Annotated in this window: 1 protein-coding gene; it reads right to left on the bottom strand. The window is 67.6% G+C overall.

The window, feature by feature from the left end; all coding sequences use genetic code 11:
- Window positions 1–252: ABC transporter substrate-binding protein (locus SB771_RS33710; protein WP_410721881.1), on the bottom strand; the 252-nt coding region annotated here is incomplete at its 3' end.
- Between the last annotated feature and the right edge of the window lie 106 nt (window positions 253–358).

Here is a 358-nt window from a genome sequence, read left to right on the forward strand (position 1 = left end):
GCCCTGCACGGCGCCCGCCAGCAGCTCGTTCTCGGCATCGACGCCGGCCGGCTGCGACAGCAGCTCGACGTCGAGCCCTTCGGCCTTGAAGTAGCCGAGTTCCTGCGTGAGCCGCGCGGGCAGATAGATGAGCTTGGCGATCCCGCCGACCATGATCGTGATCTTGCCGCCGTCGTCGGCGAGCGCGGGGTGAGCGGCGAGCGCGCAGCTCAGGCTGGCTGCAACGGCGAGGGTGCGCAGGATGGGTCGCATCGGGTCGTCTCCTTCGTTGTATTCGTATGGCGCGATGCGTGGCGCATCGTCACGACGAGTATAGGGACGCGAAGCCTTCCGCAACCTTTCGCGACGCGGCGATTCG

It is taken from the genome of Burkholderia sp. SIMBA_051, from assembly GCF_046534915.1.
GTDB classification, from domain to species: Bacteria; Pseudomonadota; Gammaproteobacteria; order Burkholderiales; family Burkholderiaceae; genus Burkholderia; species Burkholderia ambifaria.